The following is a 24,273-nucleotide window of genomic DNA, read 5'->3' as shown; positions in this document are numbered from 1 at the left end:
CCCATTTCCCAATCGGAGGTAACGGCTCCTATTGGAGTCTCTCGGAGCGAATCAGCTACGCATTGGCTCATGCCCCGGTCTCCAACAGTCCCAATTCCATCAGATAGCCATTGAGCCGCTCATCAATTTTCGCTTCTTCTTTGGCCAGTGCCGCCAGTTGCGCCAAGATAGCGGCAACGTCAACGGTCTCTTCAGTCTCGCCGTTGTCGATATAGCGAGCGATGTTGAGGTTGCCGTCATTGGTGCGAATTTCATCCAACGTGACCACCCGGCAGTAGTTCTCGACCTCTGCTTGCTGCTCGAATGCCGCCTTGTGGGTGCTGACGATGCGGGTGACATCTTCAACGCGAAGGCTATTCTGCGCCTTGCCTTCTAGATAGTGGCGACTGGCATCAATGATGATGACCTTGCCTTTGAGGGCAGCGGGTTTCTGCTTGTTCAGGATTAGCACGCAAGCCGGGATGCCGGTGTTGTAGAACAGGGCCGAGGGCAGCCCGACGATAGCTTCAATAAGGTCGCCTGGCTGGTTGCCGCTAGTTGCGTCAGTACCAAACATCAACCCCTCGCGAATCTTCCCTTCCTCGCCGCTGCGGAATAACACACCATGGGGCAGGATAACTCCCATGCGGCCATCAGCCTTGAGACTGGCCAGCATATGTTGGGCGAAAGCCAGGTCGGCATATCCCCGTGGCGGAACGCCATAGACCAACCGACCATAAGGGTCGCTGACCTGCTTGTAGTTGGGAGCTTTGGTCTTCTTGCCATTCTCCTGCTCGTTTTCGTTGCTCAGCTCTAGCGGCGTCCACCAGGCCTTGGCCGAGAACGGAGGATTCGCAATCACGCGGTCGAAGGTCTTCACCACATTAAAGCGTGGATCATTACTCATCGGCTCTGTGTGTTTAGGGTCTACCAACGTATCGCCGCGCTCAATGGCTGCATGCATGTTATGCAGGTACAGATTGAGTTTAGCGATGGCCCAGGTGCCGAGGTTCTTCTCTTGCCCGTACAGCAACACATTGGGTTTCCCCATCAGAGTGCCGTTTGGCAAACCAGATACATGGTGAGCACTTTCCACCAACATACCGCCACTTCCGCAAGTGGGGTCATACACACTGTGGCCCGACTGAGGATCGATTAGCTCAACCACCAGTTGCACCACGGCCTTGGGCGTATAGAACTCTCCACCTTTCTTACCGGCATCATCGGCAAACTGCTTGATCAGATACTCGTAAGCATCGCCCAGCATATCGGCCTTATACAGGTCGTCATTTCCTAGTTTGTACTGGTTGAAATGGCGTAGCAGGCGCTGCAAGGTGGCATCCGCCAGCACACGCTTGTCACCGTACTGCGTAGCGGTCAGTACGTGTTGCAGTTCAGGATTGTTGGCCTCGATGGTCGCGAACGCCTTATCCAAGGCTTCGCCAATGTTTTCTGTGCGTGAAATCAGGTCAAACCAGCGGGCACTGATAGGGAACTTGCCCCATTTTTCCTCTATTTCTTCCTGAGCATCGCCATAACTCAGATTTTCGTCCTTCATAAGCTTGGTGACGCGCTCATCGAATACATCGTTGTAACGCTTGAGGAAGAGCAAGCCGAAGATGTAGTTCTTGAAGTCGGAGGAGTCGATGGAACCGCGCAGAATATTCGCGGACTCCCAGAGCCAGGATTCCAGCGTTTCGAGTGACAGCTTGTCAGCCATGGGTGAATCAACCCCTATAAAAAACACGACGCCCAATGCCCGCCGATTACTGGTGTGGCGCATTGGCACATCAAAAAAGTAGGCTCGATTGTACAAGTCGCCGCCACCTGAAGCTCAAAAAATCCATCTCTCCTGTAACGAAAAAACCCCGGCAGACCTTTCGGTCACCAGGGTTTTTCGGCAGGGCAGTGGGCTATTAGCTTTGATCGAACCACTTAACTCTGGCCGAACGGGCAAACAACTTTGCCCGCCTACACTGGATCAGAAATCCAGGTTGGAAACCGCCAAGGCGTTACTTTCGATGAAGTCCCGACGGGGTTCGACCGCATCACCCATCAGGGTGTTAAAGATCTGGTCCGCGCCAATGGCGTCTTCGATGGTCACTTTGAGCATCCGGCGCTGGGCTGGGTCCATGGTGGTTTCCCACAGCTGATCCGGGTTCATCTCGCCCAGACCTTTGTATCGCTGAATGGTGTGACGCTTGGTGCTTTCAGCCATCAGCCACTCAAGGGCTTCCTTGAACTCGGTCACTGGCTTCTTGCGTTCGCCGCGCTGGATGTACGCGCCGTCGTCTAGCAAGGTACTCAGTTGAGCGCCCAGCGAGACCACGGTTTTGTAATCGTTGCTGCCGAAGAAGTCGCGGTTGAAGGTGATGTAATTCGACAGGCCATGGGAGATCAGTTCGACCTCTGGCAGCCAGACGTTCCGTTCACGGTCTTCACGCAGGCTGGCTTTATACACCAGGCCAGACTTCTCGACGGTGCGCAGGCGAACTTCGAACTGAGCCATCCAGTCTTGCATCGCGGCGCGGTCGGACAGTTGCTCCAGGGTAACCGCTGGCAGGTAGATGAAGTGCTCGGTCAGTTCCTGTGGGTACAGGCGCGACAGACGCTTGAGGGTCTTCATTACCAGACGGAAGTCATTCACCAGACGCTCAAGAGCAGGTCCGGAAATACCCGGCGCGTCCTCGTTCAGATGCAGGCTCGCGTCTTCCAGGGCCGACTGCGTCATGTACTCTTCCATGGCGTCGTCGTCTTTGATGTATTGCTCTTGCTTGCCTTTCTTGACCTTGTACAGCGGCGGCTGGGCGATGTAGATATAGCCGCGCTCGATCAGCTCCGGCAACTGACGGAAGAAGAAGGTCAGCAGCAGGGTACGGATGTGCGAACCGTCGACGTCAGCATCGGTCATGATGATGATGTTGTGGTAACGCAGCTTGGCGATGTTGTACTCGTCGCGACCGATGCCGCAGCCCAGTGCGGTGATCAAGGTGCCCACTTCTTGCGAAGAGATCATCTTGTCGAAGCGCGCCTTCTCGACGTTCAGGATCTTGCCTTTGAGCGGCAGGATGGCCTGGGTGCGACGGTTGCGACCCTGCTTGGCGGAGCCGCCAGCAGAGTCACCTTCCACGAGATACAGTTCGGACAGGGCAGGGTCTTTTTCCTGGCAGTCAGCCAGTTTGCCCGGCAGGCCGGCGATATCCAGCGCGCCTTTACGACGGGTCATCTCACGGGCTTTACGCGCCGCTTCACGGGCACGCGCCGCGTCGATCATCTTGCCGACGACCAGTTTGGCTTCGTTCGGGTTTTCCAGCAGGAAGTCGGAGAAGTACTTGCCCATTTCCTGTTCGACGGCGGTCTTCACTTCGGAAGAAACCAGTTTGTCTTTGGTCTGGGAGCTGAACTTCGGATCAGGCACTTTTACCGAGATGATCGCGGTCAGGCCTTCACGGGCATCGTCACCGGTGGTCGCGACTTTATGCTTCTTCGCCAGGCCTTCCGCTTCGATGTAGGTGTTCAGGTTACGCGTCAGTGCGGAACGGAAACCCACCAGGTGAGTACCGCCATCGCGCTGTGGAATGTTGTTGGTGAAGCACAACAGGTTCTCGTTGAAGCTGTCGTTCCACTGCAGGGCGATTTCCACGCCGATGCCGTCTTCACGCTGAATGTTGAAGTGGAACACCTGGTTGACCGGAGTCTTGTTGGTGTTCAGGTATTCAACGAACGCACGCAGACCGCCTTCGTACTTGAACAACTCTTCCTTGCCACTGCGCTCGTCCTTGAGGACGATGCCGACACCGGAGTTGAGGAAGGACAGTTCACGAATGCGCTTGGCCAGGATGTCCCAGCTGAAGTGAATGTTCTTGAAGGTCAGGTCGGAGGGCTTGAAGTGAATCTGGGTACCGGTGGATTCGCTCTCGCCGACGATTTTCATCGGTTCTTTCGGAACACCGTGGATGTAGGTCTGTTCCCAGATCTTGCCGCTGCGGCGAACGGTCAGGACCAGTTCTTCCGAAAGGGCATTCACCACCGAAACACCTACACCGTGCAGGCCGCCGGATACTTTGTAGGAGTTGTCATCGAACTTACCGCCGGCGTGCAGCACGGTCATGATGACCTCGGCTGCCGAAACGCCTTCTTCTTTGTGCACGTCTACCGGGATGCCACGACCGTTGTCGCGAACGGTGATGGATTCATCCGGGTGGATAATGATGCTGATGTCGTCGCAATGGCCCGCGAGCGCTTCATCGATGGAGTTGTCGACTACCTCGAAGACCATGTGGTGCAGACCGCTGCCGTCGTCTGTGTCACCAATGTACATACCGGGACGTTTGCGTACGGCATCCAGGCCTTTCAGCACTTTAATGCTCGTTGAGTCGTAGGTATTCGTATTTTCTTCGCTCAATGCCTTCACTCCCGATGGTCGTGGGTCTGGGTGATACGGCCCTGTTCCACGTGGAACAGAGCGACTGGCGTTTCCGTCTGCCAGCCTTCCCTCAATAATTCGTGATCTACACAGGTGATAAACACCTGGCAGCGTAAGTCTTCCAGCAAGCGGCAAAGCGCACGGCGGTGTTGCTCGTCCAGCTCGGACGGCAAGTCATCCACCAGATAAATACACTGACCGCGTCGGGCCTGGCTAACCAAGTGCCCCTGGGCAATCCGCAATGCGCAGACCACCAACTTCTGCTGACCCCGGGACAAAATGTCCGCGGCGTTGTGTGCGCCCAATCGAAGACGCAAGTCAGCACGTTGTGGTCCGGCCTGGGTATGACCCATTTGCTGATCCCGCTGAAGGGACCCGGCGAGCACGGCACTCAGCTCGCGCTCTTTGTCCCAACCTCGGTAATAGCTCAGCGTTAAGCCCTCGAGCTCAACCAGTTCGCTCAAGGTTTGTTCAAAGACTGGTTTCAAGGCTTTGATATAAGCGCGGCGGTATTCATCAATTTCTGCGCTGGCCTGGCACAGTTCCCTGTCCCAAACCGCTTGCGAAACGGCGTCAAGTGTACCATGCCGCAGCCAAGAGTTTCTCTGACGCAGGGCCTTCTGCAAGCGCTGCCAAGTGGACATGAATCGCGGTTCCACGTGGAACACACCCCAGTCGAGAAACTGCCGGCGAATCTTCGGCGCACCTTCCAGCAGGCGGAAGCTATCCGGGTTGATCAACTGCAACGGCAGGATCTCCGCCAGTTGCGCAGCGCTGCGGGCGTTCTGCCCGTCGATGCGGATCTGGAACTCACCTTGGCGGTCCCGGGATATCCCCAAAGCGCTATGCCCGCCCTCGGCCAATTCCACCTGACCAAATACCGTGCACGCCAATTGCTCGTACTGAATGACGGGTAATAAACGGCTGCTACGAAACGAACGGGCAAGCCCCAGCAGATGAATGGCTTCCAGAACACTGGTTTTGCCGCTGCCGTTGGCGCCGTAAAGAATATTGATTCGGGGAGAGGGGGAGAAGGTCACCGGGTGCAGATTGCGCACCGCGGTGACCGAGACGCGACTTAAGGACATCTAGCTTCTGCTGAGCATGATTACAGACGCATCGGCATGACAACGTAGGCCGAGTCATCGTTGTCGGACTCTTGCACCAGCGCGCTGCTGTTGGAGTCGGACAGGATCAGGCGAACCTGCTCGGTGGTCATCACGCCCAGCACGTCGAGCAGATAGCTCACGTTGAAGCCGATTTCCAGGGAACCGCCGTTGTACTCAACGCCCACTTCTTCTTCCGCTTCTTCCTGTTCCGGGTTGTTCGCCTGGATCTTCAGCTGACCGTTGGCCAGTTGCAGACGAATGCCGCGGTACTTCTCGTTGGACAGAATCGCGGTACGGCTGAAGGCTTCACGCAGGGCCTGGCGATCGCCAAGTACCAGCTTGTCGCCGCCCTTCGGCAGAACACGCTCGTAGTCAGGGAATTTGCCGTCGACCAGTTTCGAGGTGAAGGTGAACTCGCCAGTGGTCGCACGGATGTGGTGCTGACCCAGGACGATGCTGACCATACCGTCCGGCTCAGTCAGCAGACGCGCCAGCTCAAGGATACCCTTGCGCGGCACGATCACCTGGTGACGATCTGGCTGACCGATATCGGCCTTCATCGAGCACATGGCCAAACGGTGACCGTCGGTGGCCACGGCGCGGATGATGCCTTCGGACACTTCCAGCAGCATGCCGTTGAGGTAGTAACGCACGTCCTGCTGGGCCATGGCGAAGCTGGTGCGTTCGATCAAACGACGCAGTTTGCTTTGCTCCAGGCTGCAGGTCAGCGAACCCGGGCCTTCTTCCACCGTCGGGAAATCGTTGGCCGGCAAGGTCGACAGGGTGAAGCGGCTACGGCCAGCTTTCACCACCAGCTTTTGCTCATCGACCTTGATGTCGATCAGCGCGTCGTTTGGCAGGCTCTTGCAGATGTCCATCAGCTTGCGCGCCGGCACGGTGATGGAGCCTGGATCAGCCGGTTCTTCGAGTCGCACACGACCGACCAGCTCGACTTCCAGGTCGGTACCGGTCAGCGACAGTTGCTGGCCTTCGACAACCAGCAGCACGTTGGAGAGCACCGGCAAGGTCTGTCGGCGCTCGACGACGCCTGCGACCAGTTGCAGGGGTTTCAACAGGGCTTCGCGTTGAATGGTGAAATGCATGGTCTAGTCCCTTGCCTTAATAAGCTGCGCTGGTGTTCATCAAGTGGTCAGTGTACGCAGCAGGTTCTTGTAGTCCTCGCGGATGTCCGCGTCGGATTCCTTAAGTTCGTTGATCTTGCGGCAGGCGTGCAAAACCGTCGTGTGGTCGCGACCGCCAAACACATCGCCGATTTCCGGCAGGCTGTGGTTGGTCAGTTCCTTGGACAAGGCCATGGCGACCTGACGCGGACGTGCCACCGAGCGTGAACGACGCTTGGACAGCAGATCCGAAATCTTGATCTTGTAGTACTCGGCGACCGTGCGCTGAATGTTATCCACAGACACGAGTTTATCTTGCAGCGCCAACAAGTCTTTCAGGGATTCGCGAATCAGCTCGATGGTGATGTCGCGGCCCATGAAGTGCGAGTGGGCGATCACGCGTTTAAGCGCGCCTTCCAGCTCACGGACGTTAGAGCGAATACGCTGGGCAATGAAGAACGCTGCGTCGTGAGGCAGATCGACTTTGGCCTGGTCGGCCTTTTTCATCAGGATCGCCACGCGGGTTTCCAGCTCCGGCGGCTCGACGGCAACCGTCAGGCCCCAGCCGAAGCGGGATTTGAGGCGTTCTTCAAGGCCTTCGATTTCTTTCGGGTAGCGGTCACTGGTGAGAATGACCTGCTGGCCACCTTCAAGCAGGGCGTTGAAGGTGTGGAAAAACTCTTCCTGGGAACGTTCCTTGCGGGCGAAGAACTGAATGTCATCGATCAGCAGGGCGTCCACCGAACGGTAGAAGCGCTTGAACTCGTTGATCGCGTTCAGTTGCAGCGCCTTGACCATGTCGGCCACGAAACGCTCGGAATGCAGGTACACGACCTTGGCATTCGGGTTCTTCTTTAATAGGTGGTTACCCACAGCATGCATCAAGTGGGTCTTACCCAAACCAACGCCGCCATAAAGGAAGAGCGGGTTGTAACCGTGCTTCGGATTGTCCGCCACTTGCCAGGCTGCCGCCCGGGCCAGTTGGTTGGACTTACCCTCGACGAAGTTCTCGAAGGTAAAGGTGCGGTTCAGGTAACTGGTGTGCTTGAGCGCGCCTTCAACCTGCACGGTGCGCTGTTCGGCGCGGACCGGGGCCTGTTGCGAACTGGCGCCGGCCATCGGGTCGAAGCTGTCGCGGGACGGCTCTTCACTGACCTCGGCTATTTTTTGCGTGGCACGTTTGGTCTGTGTGACAACCGTCGGAGCCGGTGCAGGAGTGTTGTTGACCGGCGCTTGCGCGGCCTGAGCCTGGGAAGCAGCCGCGGCCAACGGAGCATTGGGTGCCGCACGCGGCGCCGAGCTGCGTTTGCTGCCTATTAATAAGGACAGCACTGGCGCCAGGCCATTGCCATGCTCATCCAGCAGTTCGAGGACTCGGCCCAGGTACTTTTCGTTGACCCAGTCGAGAACAAAACGATTCGGTGCGTAGACACGCAACTCGTCGCCTTCGGCTTCGACCTGTAGTGGACGGATCCAAGTGTTGAATTGTTGGGCAGGCAGCTCATCGCGCAAAAGCTCCACGCACTGCTGCCAAAGTTCCACTGACACGGATATCCCCTAAGTTGAAAGCCGGTGAGGCAAAAACAAGCGGCCATTGTAGCGGCCAGACGTCCACTTATCCACATGCAGGTTGCGCACAGGCCATGATTTATCAACGCGTTAACCGCCAAAAATGCGACCAGCGGTGTGTGCATAAGCTCTGTGGATAACCGACCATGAGGGCACTGGACAAGTGGGGGTCAAACTCGGTGGATAACTCGCCTGTGGATAAGTAGCCATTCCACACACAGCTTATCCGACAGTGCAGCACAGGCTGACCACCGTTTTCCACGGTAGTTGTCATTCTCTGTACATCACGGCTTAGAAGGGCTGAAGGCAGTTATCCACAGAGGATGGTGCCCCTAGCTTTTATAAGCTTTACAGAAAAGCTTTAAATAATTCCCTTCTTTATTTCTATATCTAGCGAAGGAGCGTTGATCGAGAAAACGGCTGGAGATCTATTTATAAGGAAACGCTGGTTGGAAATTGACCTAGAGGCTTGCTTTCTCTAGAATCCCCGGTCTCTTAAAACGGGGGCCATTCCGGCCCGTTGTGGACGAACCAGGTAACACGACAATGAAACGTACTTTCCAACCAAGCACTATCAAACGCGCTCGTACCCACGGTTTCCGTGCTCGCATGGCTACCAAAAACGGTCGTGCCGTCCTGTCGCGTCGTCGCGCCAAAGGTCGTGCGCGTCTGGCAGTTTGATAATCCGGCACTGGAGGTGAGTCAGGACTTCAGTCGGGACAAGCGTTTGCTTACGCCCCGGCATTTCAAAGCAGTCTTTGACTCCCCTACCGGCAAGGTTCCGGGGAAAAACCTCCTGCTCCTTGCGCGCAACAACGATCTTGATCACCCCCGTCTCGGGCTGGTTATCGGGAAAAAGAGCGTAAAGCTCTCCGTCGAGCGCAATCGCCTCAAACGTCTGATGCGCGAATCGTTTCGCCTGAACCAGGATTCACTGGTCGGCTGGGACATTGTTATCGTCGCGCGCAAAGGTTTGGGGGACGTAGAAAACCCCGAATTGATTCAGCATTTCGGCAAACTCTGGAAGCGTCTGGCACGCAGCACGCCAGTACCAGCAGTCAAAGCCGAAACTGTAGGGGTAGACAGTCCCGATGCGTAAACTGGCACTCGTTCCGATCCAGTTTTATCGCTATGCCATTAGTCCCCTGATGGCAGACCACTGTCGTTTCTACCCCAGTTGTTCCTGCTACGCGTTAGAGGCCATAGAAAATCATGGTCTTCTGCGCGGTGGCTGGCTGGCCTTTCGTCGTTTAGGTCGCTGTCATCCGTGGAATCCCGGTGGTTATGACCCGGTTCCGCCTATCCCTACCTCCCGTTCTTCTTCGATGGCCGAGTAATCATGGATATCAAACGCACGATCCTGATCGTCGCCCTGGCAATCGTGTCCTACGTTATGGTTCTTAAATGGAACCAGGACTATGGTCAGGCTGCCCTGCCGACTCAGAATGTTGCTTCCAGTACTACCGCACCGGGCCTACCGGACACGGCGACTGGCACTAATGCTTCTGTCAGTGACGACATTCCACGCGCCGCAAGCGATACCAGTCCCACTGCACCTGCCGAAACGCCGGTTGCTGTCAGCAAAGACCTCATCCAGATCAAAACGGATGTGCTCAACCTGGCTATCGATCCACAAGGTGGTGATGTTGCCCAACTGACCTTGCCGCTGTATCCACGTCGCCAAGACCATCCGGAAATTCCTTTCCAGTTGTTCGATAACGGCAACGAGCGGACGTATCTGGCCCAGAGCGGTTTGATCGGTACCGACGGTCCGGACGCAAGTCCAGCCGGTCGTCCGGTTTACTCCTCGGAGAAGAAGATTTACCAACTGGCTGACGGTCAGGACCAATTGGTCGTAGACCTGAAGTTCAGCCAGGACGGCGTCAACTACATCAAGCGTTTCACTGTGAAACGTGGCCTGTATGACGTAACCGTTTCCTACCTGATCGACAACCAAAGCGCCAAGCCTTGGTCCGGTGCGATGTTCGCGCAACTGAAGCGTGACGCCAGCTCCGATCCTTCGTCCAGCACCGCTACGGGCACCGCGACTTACCTGGGCGCCGCCCTGTGGACAAGTAACGAGCCGTACAAAAAAGTGTCCATGAAGGACATGGACAAGGGTCAGTTGAAAGAAACCGTTAACGGTGGTTGGGTTGCCTGGTTGCAACACTACTTCGTGACCGCGTGGATTCCGGCGAAGGGCGAAAGCAACGTCGTCCAGACCCGTAAAGACAGCAAAGGCAACTACATCATCGGCTACACCGCTCCGGCATTGACCGTGGCGCCAGGTGCAAAAGCCGAAGTCAGCGCTGTTTTGTACGCCGGTCCTAAAAGCCAGGCTGTGCTGAAAGAGTTGTCCCCAGGTCTGGAACTGACCGTCGACTACGGCATTCTGTGGTTCATTGCCCAGCCAATCTTCTGGCTGCTGCAACACATCCACGCCATCGTCGGTAACTGGGGCTGGTCGATCATCTTCCTGACCATGCTGATCAAAGGGCTTTTCTTCCCTCTGTCGGCTGCCAGCTACAAATCCATGGCGCGCATGCGTGCAGTGGCACCGAAACTGGCCGCGCTGAAAGAGCAACATGGCGACGACCGGCAAAAAATGTCCCAAGCCATGATGGAGCTGTACAAGAAAGAGAAGATCAATCCGCTGGGTGGTTGCTTGCCAATCCTCGTGCAGATGCCGGTTTTCCTTTCGCTGTACTGGGTTCTGCTGGAAAGCGTTGAAATGCGCCAAGCGCCGTTCATGCTGTGGATCACTGACCTGTCGATCAAAGACCCGTTCTTCATTCTGCCGATCATCATGGGTGCAACCATGTTCATCCAGCAGCGGTTGAACCCAACGCCTCCGGACCCGATGCAGGCCAAGGTGATGAAGCTGATGCCAATCATCTTCACCTTCTTCTTCCTGTGGTTCCCGGCTGGTCTGGTGCTGTACTGGGTGGTCAACAACTGCCTGTCCATCAGCCAACAGTGGTACATCACCCGTAAGATCGAAGCTGCTACCAAAAAAGCCGCTGCGTAACTTACTCTGTGGATAACCACTCAAAACGCCCCCTAGTGGGGCGTTTTGCTATCTGTCACTTTTGTCTGGATACCGGTTTATGAGCGTTCCTCGTGAAACCATCGCTGCTGTCGCCACCGCTCAAGGTCGCGGTGGCGTGGGCATCGTCCGTATTTCCGGGCCGCTGGCGAGTGTGGCGGCCAAAGCCATCAGCGGTCGCGAACTGAAACCGCGTTTTGCCCATTACGGCCCGTTCCTCAATGAAAACGAGGAGGTTCTGGACGAAGGCATCGCCCTTTATTTCCCGGGACCGAACTCGTTCACCGGCGAAGATGTGCTGGAACTCCAGGGCCACGGCGGTCCGATCGTGCTGGATATGCTGCTCAAGCGCTGCCTAGAACTGGGCTGCCGACTGGCCCGGCCGGGTGAATTCAGCGAACGCGCCTTCCTTAACGACAAACTCGACCTGGCCCAGGCCGAAGCGATTGCCGATTTGATTGAGGCGAGTTCTGCACAGGCTGCACGAAATGCCCTGCGTTCCCTGCAAGGTGCGTTCTCCCTGCGTGTGCATAACCTCACTGAGCAATTGATTGGCCTGCGTATCTACGTTGAAGCCGCCATTGACTTCCCGGAAGAAGAAATCGACTTCCTCGCCGATGGCCACGTGCTGAGCATGCTCGACAAAGTCCGGGATGAATTATCCACAGTCCTTCGCGAAGCCGGGCAGGGCGCCTTGTTGCGGGACGGGATGAACGTGGTGATTGCCGGTCGGCCAAACGCCGGCAAGTCCAGTCTGTTGAATGCCTTGGCCGGGCGCGAAGCGGCGATCGTCACCGAGATCGCCGGCACCACCCGGGACATTCTTCGCGAACATATCCACATCGACGGAATGCCGCTGCACGTGGTCGACACCGCAGGCCTGCGGAATACCGATGACCAGGTGGAGAAAATCGGTGTCGAGCGTGCATTGAAAGCCATCGGCGAAGCGGATCGGGTGTTGTTGGTGGTCGATGCCACCGCACCGGAAGCGCTCGATCCGTTTGCGTTGTGGCCGGAGTTCCTCGAAACCCGCCCAGACCCGGCCAAAGTCACGCTGATTCGGAACAAAGCCGACCTGACGGGCGAGGCGATTGCCCTGGAAATCAGTGACGATGGCCATGTCACCATCAGCTTGAGTGCCAAATCGGCCGGCGAGGGCCTTGAGTTGCTGCGTGAACACCTCAAGACCTGCATGGGCTACGAGCAGACGTCTGAAAGCAGCTTCAGCGCACGCCGGCGTCACCTGGAGGCGCTGCGACATGCCAGTGCGTCCCTTGAGCATGGCCGTGCGCAACTGACCTTGGCGGGTGCTGGTGAGCTGTTGGCGGAAGATTTGCGTCAGGCTCAACATTCTTTAGGCGAAATCACCGGTGCTTTCAGCTCCGATGATCTGCTGGGAAGGATCTTTTCCAGCTTCTGTATCGGTAAATAGTCCTTCTGCTGTTCACAGACAGGCCATTCGCGCCTGTCTGTTCCCTCCTTTTCTGAAAATTCCCCCGAGTGCCGAGCAGATTCTTTTTGCCTGGGCGGTTTTCCCGTGTCCGAGATTCCCTCATTTGCGGCTTTTCTGTGGATTAAGCCCTGTGAATAACTGCCACTAAGGGCAGTTGATAACAGGGCCTAAAAACTGAAGATAAACCCCTCTGTGGATAACCACCCCTTTCATCCACAGGCTTAAACCGGTTATCCAAAGGCCTCCTTGGCACATGACCACAGGGTTTTGAATCTCTGTACATATTGAAAATAAAGGCCTGTAGGAATCTATCCACAGAAATGGTGCTCAGTATAAATAAACATAAAAACAAAGATTTAATAAATTTCTTTCTTTTTAATTTCTATAACCCCGACTTCTCCACAGCTGGTTAAATTTTGTGCAAAGGGTTCTTTAGGAAGGGCGAAGTCCCTATACTTGCCGACCGGGTCCAGAAACCGGGCTCAAACTATTCCTGAATTACCTACTTAAGCAGGCACGAGGTGCGTGGTGGATTTCCCTTCCCGTTTTGAAGTGATCGTCATCGGCGGCGGTCATGCCGGTACCGAGGCAGCACTGGCGTCAGCACGCATGGGGGCAAAAACCCTATTGCTGACGCATAACGTGGAAACCCTGGGTGCCATGAGTTGCAACCCTGCCATTGGCGGGATCGGCAAAAGCCACTTGGTCAAGGAAATCGACGCCCTCGGCGGTGCGATGGCCATGGCCACCGATAAGGGTGGTATCCAGTTTCGCGTGTTGAACAGCCGCAAAGGCCCGGCCGTGCGAGCGACTCGCGCTCAAGCCGACCGGGTTCTGTACAAGGCCGCTGTCCGCGAAGCCCTGGAAAACCAGCCGAACCTGTGGATATTTCAACAAGCCGCTGATGACCTGATCGTCGAACAGGAAACAGTGCGCGGTGTTGTCACCCAAATGGGTCTGCGTTTCTTCGCCGATTCCGTGGTGTTGACCACTGGCACCTTCCTCGGTGGACTTATCCACATCGGAATGCAGAATTATTCCGGCGGTCGCGCCGGCGATCCGCCATCGATCGCCCTGGCTCACCGTTTGCGTGAATTGCCATTGCGCGTCGGTCGCCTGAAAACCGGTACGCCGCCGCGTATCGACGGTCGCTCTGTGGATTTCTCGGTGATGACCGAGCAAGCAGGGGATACGCCGATCCCGGTGATGTCGTTCATGGGTTCCAAAGAGCAGCACCCGAAACAGGTGAGCTGCTGGATTACCCACACCAACGCCCGTACTCACGAAATCATTGCCGCGAACCTCGACCGTTCGCCGATGTATTCCGATGCAGGCTTGATCGAAGGCATCGGCCCGCGTTATTGCCCGTCGATCGAAGACAAGATCCACCGCTTTGCCGACAAGGAAAGCCATCAGGTCTTCATCGAACCGGAAGGCTTGACCACCCACGAGCTGTACCCGAACGGGATATCCACAAGCTTGCCGTTCGACGTGCAATTGCAGATCGTTCAATCGATCCGTGGCATGGAAAACGCGCACATCGTTCGGCCGGGCTACGCCATCGAATACGACTACTTCGACCCGCGTGACCTGAAGTACAGCCTGGAAACCAAAGTGATTGCCGGTCTGTTTTTCGCCGGGCAAATCAACGGCACCACCGGTTACGAAGAGGCCGGCGCCCAAGGTTTGCTGGCCGGGGCCAACGCGGCACTGCGTGCTCAGGGCAAAGACGCCTGGTGCCCGCGTCGCGACGAGGCGTACATCGGCGTGTTGGTGGACGACCTGATTACCCTCGGTACCCAGGAACCGTACCGGATGTTCACGTCCCGGGCCGAATACCGCCTGATCCTGCGTGAAGACAACGCTGACCTGCGCTTGACCGAAAAAGGTCGCGAACTCGGTTTGGTGGATGACGCGCGTTGGGCGGCGTTCTGCAAGAAACGCGAAAGCATCGATCTCGAGGAGCAGCGCCTGAAAAGTACCTGGGTGCGCCCGGGTACCGAGCAAGGCGATGCGATTTCCGAAAAGTTCGGCACGCCGCTGACCCACGAATACAACTTGCTCAACCTCTTGAGCCGTCCGGAAATCGACTACGCTGGTCTGATCGCCGTGACAGGCGGTGGCGCAGAAGATCCACAGGTCGCCGAGCAGGTCGAAATCAAGACCAAATACGCCGGCTACATCGATCGCCAGCAGGATGAAATCGTGCGCCTGCGGGCCAGCGAAGACACAAAACTGCCTGTGGATATCGATTACACGAACATCTCCGGTCTCTCCAAAGAGATCCAGAGCAAGCTCGGCGCGACCCGTCCGGAAACCCTGGGCCAGGCCTCGCGTATTCCGGGCGTGACCCCGGCAGCCATTTCGCTGTTGATGATTCATTTGAAAAAACGCGGCGCGGGCCGTCAGTTGGAGCAAAGCGCTTGAGTTCGTTGGTTACCTCGCAACACGCCGAAGAGTTATCCACAGGTGCTCGCCAGCTCGGTATCACCCTGACAGACACCCAGCACACGTTGCTGCTGGGTTATCTGGCCCTGTTGATCAAATGGAACAAGGCCTACAACCTGACCGCCGTGCGCGATCCGGACGAAATGGTCTCGCGTCATCTGCTCGACAGCTTGAGCGTGATGTCGTTTGTGGAAAACGGGCGTTGGCTGGACGTGGGCAGCGGTGGCGGCATGCCGGGTATTCCGTTGGCCATCCTGTTTCCAGAGTCCCAGGTCACGTGCCTGGACAGCAACGGCAAGAAAACCCGCTTCCTGACCCAGGTCAAACTCGAACTCAAACTGGATAACCTGCAAGTTACCCACAGTCGCGTCGAAGAATTCCGGCCGCAACTGCCATTCAACGGGATCATCTCCCGGGCGTTCAGCAGCATGGAGAACTTCAGCAACTGGACTCGCCACCTCGGCGATAGCGATACACGTTGGCTGGCAATGAAGGGCGTTCATCCCGCCGATGAGCTGGTAGCATTGCCGGCAGACTTCCACCTCGATAGCGAACACGCCCTGGCCGTACCTGGTTGCCAAGGCCAACGCCATCTGCTGATACTGCGCCGCACGGCATGATTGGGAACACAAGCAAGAATGGCTAAGGTATTCGCGATAGCGAACCAAAAGGGTGGTGTGGGCAAGACCACCACCTGCATCAACCTCGCAGCTTCCCTGGTCGCTACCAAGCGCCGGGTGCTGTTGATCGATCTCGATCCACAGGGCAACGCCACCATGGGTAGCGGTGTGGATAAACATGGCCTGGAAAACTCGGTCTACGACCTGTTGATCGGTGAATGCGACCTGGCCCAGGCCATGCACTTCTCCGAACACGGTGGTTACCAGTTGTTGCCGGCCAACCGCGATTTGACTGCGGCTGAAGTGGTTCTGCTGGAAATGCAGATGAAGGAAAGCCGCCTGCGCAGTGCGCTGGCGCCGATCCGTGAAAACTACGATTACATTTTGATCGACTGCCCGCCGTCGCTGTCGATGCTGACCCTCAACGCATTGGTCGCCGCCGATGGGGTGATTATCCCCATGCAGTGCGAGTACTTTGCGCTGGAAGGGTTGAGCGACCTTGTGGATAACATCAAGCGCATCGCCGAACTGCTGAACCCGAACCTGAAAGTCGAAGGCCTGCTGCGGACCATGTATGACCCGCGCCTGAGCCTGATGAACGATGTCTCGGCCCAGCTCAAGGAACACTTCGGCGAGCAGCTCTACGACACCGTGATTCCACGCAACATCCGCCTGGCCGAAGCGCCAAGCTATGGCATGCCGGCGCTGGCGTATGACAAATCATCGCGCGGCGCCATTGCCTACCTGGCATTGGCCGGCGAACTGGTTCGCCGTCAACGCAAAAACTCACGCACCGCCGCCGCTCAGGCAACTTAAGGAATCCCCATGGCCGTCAAGAAACGAGGTCTCGGACGTGGACTGGATGCACTGCTGAGTGGTCCGACTGTCAGCTCGCTCGAAGAGCAAGCGGTACAAGCCGATCAACGTGAGCTGCAACACCTGCCCCTGGACCTGATCCAGCGCGGCAAGTACCAGCCGCGTCGGGACATGGACCCACAGGCGCTCGAAGAGCTGGCGCAGTCGATCAGGGCCCAGGGCGTGATGCAGCCGATCGTGGTTCGCCCGATTGGTGGCGGTCGCTTCGAAATCATCGCCGGCGAACGCCGCTGGCGTGCGAGCCAGCAGGCTGGCCAGGAAACCATCCCGGCGATGGTGCGCGATGTGCCGGATGAAACCGCCATCGCCATGGCGCTGATCGAGAACATCCAGCGCGAAGACCTGAACCCGATCGAAGAAGCGGTGGCCCTGCAGCGTTTGCAGCAGGAATTCCAGCTGACTCAGCAACAAGTGGCCGAAGCGGTGGGCAAATCCCGGGTAACCGTGGCGAACCTGCTACGCTTGATCGCGTTGCCGGAAGTTATCAAAACCATGCTGTCCCACGGTGACCTGGAAATGGGTCATGCGCGTGCTTTGCTCGGTTTGCCGGAAAATCAACAGGTTGAAGGGGCGCGACATGTTGTCGCACGTGGGCTGACGGTGCGCCAGACCGAAGCACTGGTTCGCCAGTGGTTGGGGGGTAAACAGGAGCCTGCTGAACCGGTAAAGCCAGACCCGGATATCGCGCGACTCGAACAGCGCCTGGCCGAGCGCCTAGGCTCTGCGGTGCAGATCCGCCACGGAAAGAAGGGCAAAGGTCAGTTGGTGATTGGTTACAACTCTCTCGACGAGCTTCAAGGCGTGCTTGCACACATCCGCTGAAACATTTCCTCATGTAGCGCGCAGTCGGAAATCACTACCTGACAGTTGAATAGGGGCTGAACCGCCCCTATACTCTGCGCGCATTTTGTCGGCACAAATTATGCCAAGTTATTGAATTCTGGCAGCCGACCATTGGGGAGTAAAAGTGATGGAAAGCCGCACGCCAAACCGCTTGCCGTTCCATCGCCTGGCAGTTTTTCCGGTGTTAATGGCTCAATTTGTCGTTTTGCTCATTGCCGCTTTGGCGCTCTGGCAATGGCACGGAGTCGTTGCCGGGTACTCAGGACTCTGCGGAGGCCTGATAGCCTTGCTACCCAATGTTTATTTCGCTCACAGGGCATTTCGGTTTTCCGGCGCCCGAGCAGCTCAAGCCATCGTCCGGTCTTTTTATGCCGGCGAGGCGGGCAAACTGATTTTGACGGCAGTGCTCTTTGCATTGACGTTTGCAGGTGTGAAGCCATTGGCGCCGCTAGCTGTATTCGGCGTCTTCGTGTTGACCCAACTGGTCAGCTGGTTCGCGCCCCTGCTGATGAGAACAAGACTTTCGAGACCTTAGGGCGTTTGAGGCAACCATGGCAGAAACAACCGCTTCGGGCTATATCCAGCACCACTTGCAGAACCTGACCTTCGGTCAGCATCCAACCGGCGGCTGGGGCTTTGCCCACACCGCAGCAGAGGCCAAAGAAATGGGCTTCTGGGCTTTCCACGTCGATACTCTCGGCTGGTCGGTCGCATTGGGTCTGATCTTCGTTCTGATTTTCCGCATGGCGGCAAAGAAGGCGACGTCGGGTCAACCGGGTGCTTTGCAGAACTTCGTTGAAGTATTGGTCGAATTCGTCGATGGCAGCGTGAAAGACAGCTTCCATGGCCGTAGCCCGGTGATTGCACCGTTGGCACTGACCATCTTCGTCTGGGTCTTCCTGATGAACGCCGTCGACCTGATCCCGGTCGACTGGATTCCTCACCTGGCCATCCTGATCACTGGCGATGCGCACATTCCATTCCGTGCCGTATCGACCACTGACCCGAACGCTACCCTGGGCATGGCCCTGTCGGTGTTCGCGTTGATCATTTTCTACAGCATCAAGGTCAAGGGCATCGGCGGCTTCATCGGCGAACTGACCCTGCACCCGTTCGGCAGCAAGAACATCTTCGTTCAAGCCCTGCTGATCCCGGTGAACTTCCTGCTGGAGTTCGTGACACTGATCGCCAAGCCGATCTCCCTGGCTCTGCGTCTGTTCGGCAACATGTATGCCGGCGAGCTGGTCTTCATTCTGATTGCTGTGATGTTCGGCAGCGGTCTGCTCTGGCTTAGCGGCCTGGGCGTAGTTCTGCAGTGGGCGTGGGCTGTGTTCCACATCCTGATCATCACCCTGCAGGCGTTTATCTTCATGATGCTGACCATCGTTTACCTGTCGATGGCGCACGAAGAGAACCATTAAGACCAGTTTCGACTAGTCTGATGTCCCACTCGGTCAAACGAGTGGGTGCCCGAACAGGGCTTATGAAACGATTTGTTTTACCGCTTTAAAATCTAAAAAACCTAAACCATACGACGTAAAAGTCGGGAGGAAAGATGGAAACTGTAGTTGGTCTAACCGCTATCGCTGTTGCACTGTTGATCGGCCTGGGCGCACTGGGTACCGCAATTGGTTTCGGCCTGCTGGGCGGCAAGTTCCTGGAAGGCGCAGCGCGTCAGCCAGAAATGGTTCCAATGCTGCAAGTTAAAATGTTCATCGTTGCCGGTCTGCTCGACGCCGTAACCATGATCGGTGTTGGTATCGCTTTGTTCTTCACCTTCGCGAACCCATTCGTTGGTCAACTCGCTGGCTAATTACTCGAACCTTCGAGTAATTGGTGTGATGTGCAACGAACGAGCGAGGTGTTGGCGTGAACATTAATGCAACCCTGATTGGCCAGTCCGTTGCGTTCTTCATTTTTGTACTGTTTTGCATGAAGTTCGTGTGGCCTCCGGTCATCGCGGCTTTGCACGAACGTCAGAAGAAGATCGCGGATGGACTGGACGCTGCCGCCCGAGCAGCTCGCGACCTGGAGCTGGCCCAAGATAAAGCGGGTCAGCAACTGCGCGAAGCGAAAGCTCAGGCAGCCGAAATCATTGAGCAAGCCAAGAAACGCGGTAACCAGATTGTTGAAGAGGCTGTTGAAAAGGCCCGTATCGACGCTGACCGTGTGAAGGTTCAGGCTCAGGCCGAGATCGAGCAGGAACTGAACAGTGTCAAAGACGCGCTGCGTGCCCAACTGGGTGCACTGGCCGTCGGCGGCGCCGAGAAGATCCTGGGTGCCACAATCGATCAAAACGCGCACGCGGAGCTGGTAAACAAACTGGCTGCTGAAATTTAAGCGAGGGCGATCATGGCAGAATTGACCACGTTGGCCCGACCTTACGCTAAGGCAGCCTTCGAGCACGCCCAGGCCCACCAGCAACTGGCCTCTTGGTCAGCCATGCTCGGCCTGGCTGCAGCAGTGTCGAAAGACGACACCATGCAGCGCGTGCTCAAGGCCCCGCGACTGACGAGCGCAGACAAGGCCGCCACGTTTATTGACGTGTGCGGCGACAAGTTTGATGTGAAGGTGCAGAACTTCATTCACGTCGTTGCCGAAAACGACCGTCTCCCGCTGTTGCCGGAGATCGCCGCTCTGTTCGACCTGTACAAGGCCGAACAAGAGAAATCGGTAGACGTTGAAGTCACCAGTGCTTTCGCATTGAACCAAGAACAGCAAGACAAACTCGCCAAGGTTCTCAGTGCACGACTCAACCGGGAAGTGCGCCTGCAAGTTGCGGAGGATGCCGCCCTTATTGGTGGTGTCATCATTCGCGCCGGCGACCTGGTAATCGATGGCTCGATTCGCGGCAAACTCGCGAATCTTGCCGAAGCATTGAAATCTTGAGTTTGAAGGGGCAGCAGAGCAATGCAGCAACTCAATCCTTCCGAAATAAGTGAAATTATCAAGGGCCGCATCGACAAGCTCGATGTGACCTCCCAAGCCCGTAACGAAGGCACTGTCGTCAGCGTATCTGACGGTATCGTGCGGATTCACGGTCTGGCCGACGTTATGTACGGCGAGATGATCGAGTTTCCGGGCGGCGTCTTCGGCATGGCTCTCAACCTTGAGCAAGACTCCGTAGGCGCCGTTGTATTGGGCTCCTACCAGTCTCTGGCTGAAGGCATGAGCGCCAAGTGCACCGGCCGCATCCTCGAAGTTCCGGTTGGTAAGGAACTGCTGGGTCGCGTAGTCGACGCACTGGGTAACCCAGTTGACGGCAAAGGTCCGCTGAACAACACCGAGACCGATGCGGTCGAGAAAGTTGCTCCAGGCGTGATCTGGCGTAAGTCGGTAGACCAGCCTGTACAGACTGGCTACAAGGCTGTCGATGCCATGATCCCTGTCGGCCGTGGCCAGCGTGAGCTGATCATCGGTGACCGTCAGATCGGTAAAACCGCTCTGGCGATCGACGCGATCATCAATCAGAAAGACAGCGGCATTTTCTGCGTCTACGTAGCGATCGGTCAGAAACAATCGACCATCGCCAACGTGGTTCGCAAGCTGGAAGAAAACGGCGCACTGGCTAACACCATCGTCGTGGCAGCGAGCGCTTCGGAATCTGCAGCACTGCAATTCCTGGCACCGTACTCCGGTTGCACCATGGGTGAATTCTTCCGCGACCGCGGTGAAGACGCGCTGATCGTTTATGACGATCTGTCCAAGCAAGCAGTGGCTTACCGCCAGATTTCCCTGCTGCTGCGCCGTCCACCAGGCCGTGAGGCTTACCCAGGCGACGTGTTCTATCTCCACTCCCGTCTGCTGGAGCGCGCATCCCGCGTTTCGGAAGAATATGTAGAGAAGTTCACCAACGGCGCAGTGACCGGCAAAACCGGTTCCCTGACCGCACTGCCGATCATCGAAACCCAGGCTGGCGACGTTTCCGCGTTCGTTCCGACCAACGTGATTTCCATCACCGACGGTCAGATCTTCCTGGAATCGGCCATGTTCAACTCCGGGATTCGTCCTGCAGTGAACGCCGGTGTTTCGGTATCCCGTGTGGGTGGTGCCGCTCAGACCAAGATCATCAAGAAGCTCTCCGGTGGTATCCGTACCGCTCTGGCTCAGTACCGTGAACTGGCGGCATTCGCCCAGTTCGCTTCTGACCTGGACGAAGCGACCCGTAAGCAACTTGAGCATGGTCAGCGCGTTACCGAGCTGATGAAGCAGAAGCAATACGCACCAATGTCGATCGCTGACATGGCGCTGTCGCTGTATGCCGCTGAGCGTGGGTTCCTGACTGACGTTGAAATCGCCAAGATCGGCAGCTTCGAACAAGCGCTGATTGCTTTCTTCAACCGCGATCACGCCGATTTGATGGCGAAGATCAACGTGAAGGGTGACTTCAATGACGAAATCGACGCTGGCATGAAAGCCGGTATCGAGAAGTTCAAGGCCACCCAAACCTGGTAAGCCGCAGCGGGAGCCGCAAGGCTCCCGCTTGCTAACCTGATAGGTGTTACATGGCAGGCGCAAAAGAGATTCGCAGTAAGATTGCGAGCATCAAAAGCACGCAAAAGATTACCAGCGCCATGGAAAAAGTGGCGGTCAGTAAAATGCGCAAGGCACAAATGCGCATGGCTGCTAGCCGTCCTTACGCGGAGCGCATCCGCCAGGTTATTGGTCATTTGGCCAACGCTAACCCGGAATATCGCCACCCCTTCATGATCGACCGTGAAATCAAGCGCGTTGGTTATGTGGTAGTGAGCAGTGACCGTGGTCTGTGTGGTGGCTTGAACACCAACCTGTTCAAGGCCTTGGTCAAGGACATGGCGAAAAACCGTGAAAACGGCGTCGAGATCGATCTGTGTGTAGTTGGTAGCAAGGGTGCGGCTTTCTTCCGCAACTTCGGCGGTAACGTCGTAGCCGCTATCAGCCACTTGGGTGAAGAGCCATCGATCAATGATCTGATTGGCAGCGTCAAGGTGATGCTGGATGCCTACCTCGATGGTCGTATCGACCGTCTGAGCGTTGTATCCAACAAGTTCATCAACACCATGACGCAGCAGCCTACCGTGGAGCAGTTGATTCCACTGGTGGCAACCCCGGATCAAGAACTCAAGCACCACTGGGACTATCTCTACGAACCGGATGCCAAAGAGCTGCTTGACGGCTTGATGGTTCGCTACGTGGAGTCGCAGGTCTACCAGGCGGTGGTCGAGAACAACGCGGCTGAACAAGCTGCGCGGATGATCGCGATGAAGAACGCTACCGACAACGCCGGTGATTTGATCAGCGATTTGCAGCTGATCTACAACAAGGCGCGTCAGGCTGCGATCACCCAAGAGATCTCGGAAATCGTCGGCGGCGCTGCCGCGGTTTAACGGTTCAAATATTCAGAGGATCCAGCTATGAGTAGCGGACGTATCGTTCAAATCATCGGCGCCGTTATCGACGTGGAATTTCCACGCGACAGCGTACCGAGCATCTACAACGCTTTGAAAGTACAAAGCGATGCCGGCACCACTCTGGAAGTTCAGCAGCAGCTGGGCGACGGCGTGGTTCGTACCATTGCGATGGGTTCCACCGAAGGCTTGAAGCGCGGTCTGGAAGTCACTGACTCTGGCGCAGCCATTTCCGTACCAGTCGGTAAAGCGACCCTGGGCCGGATCATGGACGTCCTCGGTAACCCGATCGACGAAGCCGGTCCAATCGACACCGAAGAGCGCTGGGGCATTCACCGTCCTGCGCCAACCTTCGCTGAACAAGCGGGCGGCAACGACCTGCTGGAAACCGGCATCAAGGTTATCGACCTGGTTTGCCCGTTCGCCAAGGGCGGTAAAGTCGGTCTGTTCGGTGGTGCCGGTGTAGGCAAAACCGTAAACATGATGGAACTGATCCGTAACATCGCCATCGAGCACAGCGGTTATTCCGTGTTCGCCGGTGTGGGTGAGCGTACTCGTGAGGGTAACGACTTCTACCACGAGATGAAGGATTCCAACGTTCTGGACAAAGTGGCACTGGTTTACGGTCAGATGAACGAGCCGCCGGGTAACCGTCTGCGCGTAGCACTGACCGGCCTGACCATGGCCGAGAAGTTCCGTGACGAAGGTAACGACGTTCTGCTGTTCGTCGACAACATCTATCGTTACACCCTGGCCGGTACTGAAGTATCCGCACTGCTGGGCCGTATGCCTTCCGCAGTAGGTTACCAGCCGACCCTGGCCGAAGAGATGGGCACTCTGCAAGAGCGTATCACTTCGACCAAAAACGGTTCGATCACCTCGATCCAAGCGGTATACGTACCTGCGGATGACTTGACTGACCCGTCGCCAGCGACCACTTTCGCCCACTTGGACGCCACCGTCGTTCTGTCCCGTGACATCGCCTCCCTGGGTATCTACCCAGCGGTCGATCCACTCGACTCGACTTCGCGCCAGCTGGACCCGAACGTGATCGGCCAGGACCACTACGACACCGCTCGCGGCGTCCAGTACGTTCTGCAGCGTTACAAAGAACTGAAGGACATCATTGCGATCCTGGGTATGGACGAGCTGTCGGAAGCCGACAAGCAGTTGGTAAACCGTGCTCGTAAGATCCAGCGCTTCTTGTCGCAGCCGTTCTTCGTGGCTGAAGTCTTCACCGGTGCTTCGGGTAAATACGTTTCCCTGAAAGACACCATTGCTGGCTTCAAAGGCATCCTCAACGGTGACTACGACCACCTGCCAGAACAAGCGTTCTACATGGTCGGCGGCATCGAAGAAGCGATCGAGAAAGCCAAGAAACTGTAATCCCGGCGCC

Annotated in this window: 22 protein-coding genes; 17 read left to right on the top strand and 5 right to left on the bottom strand. The window is 56.7% G+C overall.

The window, feature by feature from the left end; all coding sequences use genetic code 11:
* Positions 1–67: 67 nt before the first annotated feature.
* The 5 genes from V5E99_RS16110 to dnaA form a co-directional block, all read right to left on the bottom strand.
* Positions 68–1,699, bottom strand: a complete 1,632-nt coding sequence (locus V5E99_RS16110) for a type I restriction-modification system subunit M (RefSeq protein WP_499803320.1) — start codon at positions 1,697–1,699, stop codon at positions 68–70.
* A gap of 261 nt (positions 1,700–1,960) precedes the next feature.
* A complete protein-coding gene (gene gyrB, locus V5E99_RS16105) occupies positions 1,961–4,384 on the bottom strand; it encodes a DNA topoisomerase (ATP-hydrolyzing) subunit B (RefSeq protein ID WP_499803319.1) in 2,424 nt (807 codons plus the stop codon).
* Between the two features lie 5 nt (positions 4,385–4,389).
* Complete coding sequence (gene recF / locus V5E99_RS16100; protein ID WP_054048131.1) at positions 4,390–5,493, bottom strand: DNA replication/repair protein RecF; 1,104 nt, start codon at positions 5,491–5,493, stop codon at positions 4,390–4,392.
* Between the two features lie 20 nt (positions 5,494–5,513).
* Positions 5,514–6,617 carry a DNA polymerase III subunit beta gene (gene dnaN / locus V5E99_RS16095; RefSeq protein ID WP_499803318.1) on the bottom strand — a complete coding sequence of 368 codons (1,104 nt, stop codon included), beginning with the start codon at positions 6,615–6,617 and terminating at the stop codon, positions 5,514–5,516.
* Positions 6,618–6,656: 39 nt separating this feature from the next.
* Entirely contained in the window at positions 6,657–8,183 is a 1,527-nt protein-coding gene (gene dnaA / locus V5E99_RS16090) for a chromosomal replication initiator protein DnaA (RefSeq protein WP_499803317.1), read from the bottom strand.
* Between the two features lie 567 nt (positions 8,184–8,750).
* Here dnaA and rpmH point away from each other — a divergent pair.
* The 17 genes from rpmH (at position 8,751) to atpD (ending at position 24,263) form a co-directional block, all read left to right on the top strand.
* Positions 8,751–8,885 (top strand): 50S ribosomal protein L34, encoded by a 135-nt coding sequence (rpmH, locus tag V5E99_RS16085; protein ID WP_003213577.1) that lies wholly within the window; start codon positions 8,751–8,753, stop codon positions 8,883–8,885.
* Entirely contained in the window at positions 8,866–9,303 is a 438-nt protein-coding gene (gene rnpA, locus V5E99_RS16080) for a ribonuclease P protein component (RefSeq protein WP_499803316.1), read from the top strand. Before rpmH ends, rnpA begins: the two co-directional genes overlap by 20 nt.
* A complete protein-coding gene (gene yidD / locus V5E99_RS16075; protein ID WP_083355989.1) occupies positions 9,296–9,541 on the top strand; it encodes a membrane protein insertion efficiency factor YidD in 246 nt (81 codons plus the stop codon). The genes rnpA and yidD overlap by 8 nt, the downstream gene beginning before the upstream one ends.
* Before the next feature lie 2 nt (positions 9,542–9,543).
* A complete protein-coding gene (gene yidC, locus V5E99_RS16070) occupies positions 9,544–11,232 on the top strand; it encodes a membrane protein insertase YidC (protein WP_499803315.1) in 1,689 nt (562 codons plus the stop codon).
* 79 nt (positions 11,233–11,311) lie between these two features.
* Positions 11,312–12,682: a tRNA uridine-5-carboxymethylaminomethyl(34) synthesis GTPase MnmE gene (mnmE, locus tag V5E99_RS16065; protein ID WP_499803314.1), complete on the top strand. Its 1,371-nt coding sequence runs from the start codon at positions 11,312–11,314 to the stop codon at positions 12,680–12,682.
* Between the two features lie 549 nt (positions 12,683–13,231).
* The gene (mnmG, locus tag V5E99_RS16060) at positions 13,232–15,130 is read left to right on the top strand and encodes a tRNA uridine-5-carboxymethylaminomethyl(34) synthesis enzyme MnmG (RefSeq protein WP_054048147.1); all 1,899 of its coding nucleotides are present in this window, start codon (positions 13,232–13,234) and stop codon (positions 15,128–15,130) included.
* Entirely contained in the window at positions 15,127–15,771 is a 645-nt protein-coding gene (gene rsmG / locus V5E99_RS16055) for a 16S rRNA (guanine(527)-N(7))-methyltransferase RsmG (protein ID WP_499803313.1), read from the top strand. The genes mnmG and rsmG overlap by 4 nt, the downstream gene beginning before the upstream one ends.
* Positions 15,772–15,789: 18 nt before the next feature.
* Positions 15,790–16,587, top strand: a complete 798-nt coding sequence (locus V5E99_RS16050) for a ParA family protein (protein ID WP_133835237.1) — start codon at positions 15,790–15,792, stop codon at positions 16,585–16,587.
* Between the two features lie 9 nt (positions 16,588–16,596).
* The gene (locus V5E99_RS16045) at positions 16,597–17,469 is read left to right on the top strand and encodes a ParB/RepB/Spo0J family partition protein (protein ID WP_499803312.1); all 873 of its coding nucleotides are present in this window, start codon (positions 16,597–16,599) and stop codon (positions 17,467–17,469) included.
* 148 nt (positions 17,470–17,617) lie between these two features.
* Positions 17,618–18,025, top strand: a complete 408-nt coding sequence (locus V5E99_RS16040) for a F0F1 ATP synthase subunit I (protein WP_010465473.1) — start codon at positions 17,618–17,620, stop codon at positions 18,023–18,025.
* 16 nt (positions 18,026–18,041) lie between these two features.
* The gene (gene atpB, locus V5E99_RS16035) at positions 18,042–18,911 is read left to right on the top strand and encodes a F0F1 ATP synthase subunit A (protein WP_123408558.1); all 870 of its coding nucleotides are present in this window, start codon (positions 18,042–18,044) and stop codon (positions 18,909–18,911) included.
* 134 nt (positions 18,912–19,045) lie between these two features.
* Positions 19,046–19,303: a F0F1 ATP synthase subunit C gene (atpE, locus tag V5E99_RS16030; protein WP_002555987.1), complete on the top strand. Its 258-nt coding sequence runs from the start codon at positions 19,046–19,048 to the stop codon at positions 19,301–19,303.
* 56 nt (positions 19,304–19,359) lie between these two features.
* Entirely contained in the window at positions 19,360–19,830 is a 471-nt protein-coding gene (locus V5E99_RS16025) for a F0F1 ATP synthase subunit B (protein ID WP_008027535.1), read from the top strand.
* A gap of 12 nt (positions 19,831–19,842) precedes the next feature.
* A complete protein-coding gene (locus V5E99_RS16020) occupies positions 19,843–20,379 on the top strand; it encodes a F0F1 ATP synthase subunit delta (RefSeq protein ID WP_499803311.1) in 537 nt (178 codons plus the stop codon).
* Positions 20,380–20,400: 21 nt separating this feature from the next.
* Complete coding sequence (gene atpA / locus V5E99_RS16015) at positions 20,401–21,945, top strand: F0F1 ATP synthase subunit alpha (protein WP_008007884.1); 1,545 nt, start codon at positions 20,401–20,403, stop codon at positions 21,943–21,945.
* Between the two features lie 50 nt (positions 21,946–21,995).
* The gene (atpG, locus tag V5E99_RS16010; RefSeq protein ID WP_054048164.1) at positions 21,996–22,856 is read left to right on the top strand and encodes a F0F1 ATP synthase subunit gamma; all 861 of its coding nucleotides are present in this window, start codon (positions 21,996–21,998) and stop codon (positions 22,854–22,856) included.
* Between the two features lie 27 nt (positions 22,857–22,883).
* Positions 22,884–24,263, top strand: coding sequence for a F0F1 ATP synthase subunit beta (atpD, locus tag V5E99_RS16005; RefSeq protein ID WP_123408561.1), 1,380 nt, complete (start codon positions 22,884–22,886; stop codon positions 24,261–24,263).
* Positions 24,264–24,273: the final 10 nt, after the last annotated feature.

The organism is Janthinobacterium sp. LPB2021202312-11-4, from assembly GCF_037049705.1.
Classification (GTDB): domain Bacteria; phylum Pseudomonadota; class Gammaproteobacteria; order Pseudomonadales; family Pseudomonadaceae; genus Aquipseudomonas.
Note: the sequence above shows the minus strand (reverse complement) of the source record. Positions and strands in the feature narration are given on the sequence as shown.

Excerpts from the sequence above, each read along its gene's own strand:
- V5E99_RS16020 (WP_499803311.1), top strand. The coding sequence starts at position 19,843 with ATGGCAGAATTGACCACGTTGGCCCGACCTTACGCTAAGGCAGCCTTC.
- atpB (WP_123408558.1), top strand. The coding sequence starts at position 18,042 with ATGGCAGAAACAACCGCTTCGGGCTATATCCAGCACCACTTGCAGAAC.
- atpE (WP_002555987.1), top strand. The coding sequence starts at position 19,046 with ATGGAAACTGTAGTTGGTCTAACCGCTATCGCTGTTGCACTGTTGATC.
- mnmE (WP_499803314.1), top strand. The coding sequence starts at position 11,312 with ATGAGCGTTCCTCGTGAAACCATCGCTGCTGTCGCCACCGCTCAAGGT.
- V5E99_RS16045 (WP_499803312.1), top strand. The coding sequence starts at position 16,597 with ATGGCCGTCAAGAAACGAGGTCTCGGACGTGGACTGGATGCACTGCTG.
- atpD (WP_123408561.1), top strand. The coding sequence starts at position 22,884 with ATGAGTAGCGGACGTATCGTTCAAATCATCGGCGCCGTTATCGACGTG.
- recF (WP_054048131.1), bottom strand. The coding sequence starts at position 5,493 with ATGTCCTTAAGTCGCGTCTCGGTCACCGCGGTGCGCAATCTGCACCCG.
- V5E99_RS16050 (WP_133835237.1), top strand. The coding sequence starts at position 15,790 with ATGGCTAAGGTATTCGCGATAGCGAACCAAAAGGGTGGTGTGGGCAAG.
- V5E99_RS16040 (WP_010465473.1), top strand. The coding sequence starts at position 17,618 with ATGGAAAGCCGCACGCCAAACCGCTTGCCGTTCCATCGCCTGGCAGTT.
- yidD (WP_083355989.1), top strand. The coding sequence starts at position 9,296 with ATGCGTAAACTGGCACTCGTTCCGATCCAGTTTTATCGCTATGCCATT.
- atpA (WP_008007884.1), top strand. The coding sequence starts at position 20,401 with ATGCAGCAACTCAATCCTTCCGAAATAAGTGAAATTATCAAGGGCCGC.
- V5E99_RS16110 (WP_499803320.1), bottom strand. The coding sequence starts at position 1,699 with ATGGCTGACAAGCTGTCACTCGAAACGCTGGAATCCTGGCTCTGGGAG.
- rpmH (WP_003213577.1), top strand. The coding sequence starts at position 8,751 with ATGAAACGTACTTTCCAACCAAGCACTATCAAACGCGCTCGTACCCAC.
- yidC (WP_499803315.1), top strand. The coding sequence starts at position 9,544 with ATGGATATCAAACGCACGATCCTGATCGTCGCCCTGGCAATCGTGTCC.
- atpG (WP_054048164.1), top strand. The coding sequence starts at position 21,996 with ATGGCAGGCGCAAAAGAGATTCGCAGTAAGATTGCGAGCATCAAAAGC.
- dnaN (WP_499803318.1), bottom strand. The coding sequence starts at position 6,617 with ATGCATTTCACCATTCAACGCGAAGCCCTGTTGAAACCCCTGCAACTG.